The 2,285-nt window shown below is 76.8% G+C and carries 1 protein-coding gene; it reads right to left on the reverse strand.

Annotated elements, in window-relative coordinates:
* On the reverse strand, positions 1-1,901 hold a 1,901-nt coding region (locus MXD58_RS29535; protein WP_250611426.1), incomplete at its 3' end, for a right-handed parallel beta-helix repeat-containing protein.
* Between the last annotated feature and the right edge of the window lie 384 nt (positions 1,902-2,285).

The raw sequence follows: 2,285 nt of genomic DNA on the forward strand, positions 1-2,285 counted from the left end.
GGCCACGGGCCGCCGGGCGTGGGGTGAGCGCCGCGGGCCTCCCCCTGGACCGGGGTCGCACCTGGTGGGACAGCTCCGTCCAGGAGGGCGCCGTCCAGCAGGGCGGTGGAGGGGAGCGCCGCGTTGCGCGGAAAGGCCACGTCGTCGCGCGGGGCGGCGCCGGGCGCCGGGCCGCTGGGGATCGAATCGGCGACGTCGACACGGCCCGGTCGGGCGCTGTTCCGGTCGTCGCGGTCCGTGCTGTGCCGTCCGGTCTCTGGCCGCCCGGTCTCTGGCCGCCCGGTGTCCGCGTCGTAGGTCCGGCCTTGCGGGGCCGGGGCGGTGGTCAGATCGAGCGGGATGTTGTTGTGGCCGGTGTCGACGCCGGTGATTCGCAGCCGGCTGGTCGCCGCGCGCACGCGCACCGCCTCGCCGCCGTTGCCGCGCACGATCCCGCCGGAGATCGTGACGTCCTCGACCGTCTCGATGACGATCCCGGCATCGCGGTTGCCGACGACCTCGACGTCGGTGATGTGCGCGCCGGCTCCGGGGGCGAGCACGATGCCGGGGCCGTCCGTGCCGTGCGCGCGGATCCCGGCCAGGCGCGGGCGGGCGTGGTCGCGGACGAGTACGCCGGTGTCGCGGGCACCGTCGACCTCGACGGCGCGCAGGTCGGGCGCGGCCCGCTCGGCGATCTCGATGCCGATCCGGCCGGCGCTGACCCGGACGTTGTCGAGCACCGTGGTGGCCTCGCCCGCCAAGCGGATCCCCGCGCGGCGCGCGCCGTGCACGCCGGCGCCGGTGATCTGCCCAGCCCCACCGGTGGCGTGCACGCCGTAGGTGACGTCCTCGATGTTCAGGCCGGCGAGTTCCGGCGCGGCCGCGGCCTCGATCGCCACGCCGATCGGGCTGGACCGCACCCGCACGTCGTCGAGGCTCGCCGCCGACTCCCCGACGAGCAGCACCCCGACGTCGCCGCAGCCGGTGAGCCCACCGCCGCGCAGCCGCGGGCGGGCGTGCTCGTCGGCGACGATCCCGGCCGCGCCGCTGCCGCGGATCTCGCACCGTTCCAGCGTGGGCGCGGAGCGGCCGGCGGCGTGCAGACCGTGGCCGCCGGGTGCTTCGATGACGCAGCCGGTGAGCCGCGGGGCGGACCGGTCGCGGGTGATGATCCCGTGGCCGGCGGCCTCCCGCAGCAGACAGCGGTCGGCCGTCGGGGCCGCCGAGTCGGCGGTGAGCAGGCCGGCCTGGCCGCCGCGGATCTCCGTGCCGACCAGGCGCAGCCGGCTCTCCTGCTGGGCGAGGACGCCGACGCCGCCGACCGGACCGATCCGGCAGCCCTCCAGCAGCGGCGACCCGCTGCCCGTGGCCAGCACGCCGATCCCGTCGACGCCGCGGATCCCGCAGCCCCGCAGCACCGGCGCCGCCGTGCCCGCCAGCACCAGCCCGGGGCCGCCGGTGGACTCGATCTCCACGTCGGTGAACTCGCCGTGCCCGGCGTCGATGACCACGCCGGCGCCCGCGGTGTTCGTGATCCGACCGCCGCGCAGCGACGCCGATCCGCCGCGAAGGTGCGCCGCGGCGGCCCCCGCGGCGCGCAGCTCGCAGCCGTCCATCAGCAGCTCCCCCCCGGCCACCTGCAGGAGGGGGAACTCGTCGTCGCCGCCGTGCAGGACCAGGTCCCGCAGCCAGACCTGGCCGCCGGCGACCAGCATCGCCGCCCCGGGCGGAAGCACGAGCACGACACTGCCCGGTCCCTCCTCGGCGACGAGGATCACGTCGCGGGTGAACACCAGCGCCTCGCGGTAGTGCCCCGGGCGGACGGCGACGGTGTCGCCGGGCGCGGCGGCGACGAGCGCCCGGCCGATCCCGGTGACGCAGTCGGCGTCCGTGGCGGACACGGACAGGACGGAGGTGCTCATCGCCGTTGTCTCCCTGGTCGTGCCCTGGTGGTGGCTCCGTGCTGGCCCAGTCCGATCGGCCGGCCCAGTCCGATCGGCCGGCCCAGTCCGATCGGCCGGCCCAGTCCGATCGGCCGGCCCAGCGCATCCGGACGGCTCAGCACATTCGGACGGCTCAGCGCATCCGGACGGCTCAGCACATTCGGACGGCTCAGCACATTCGGACGGCTCAGCGCATTCGGACGGCTCAGCACATTCGGACGGCTCAGCATGGCGGGGGGCCGGGTTCGGAGTCGGGTACGAGACGGGCACCGCCCGGGTCGAAGGGCCGGCCGTCGACGCCGAAGCCGATCGCCGTGCGCGGCCGCGGCCAGCCGGCGTCTGCCTCGCCCGGGCGTCTCGCGC

The organism is Frankia sp. AgKG'84/4 (assembly GCF_023242965.2).
GTDB lineage: Bacteria > Actinomycetota > Actinomycetes > Frankiales > Frankiaceae > Frankia.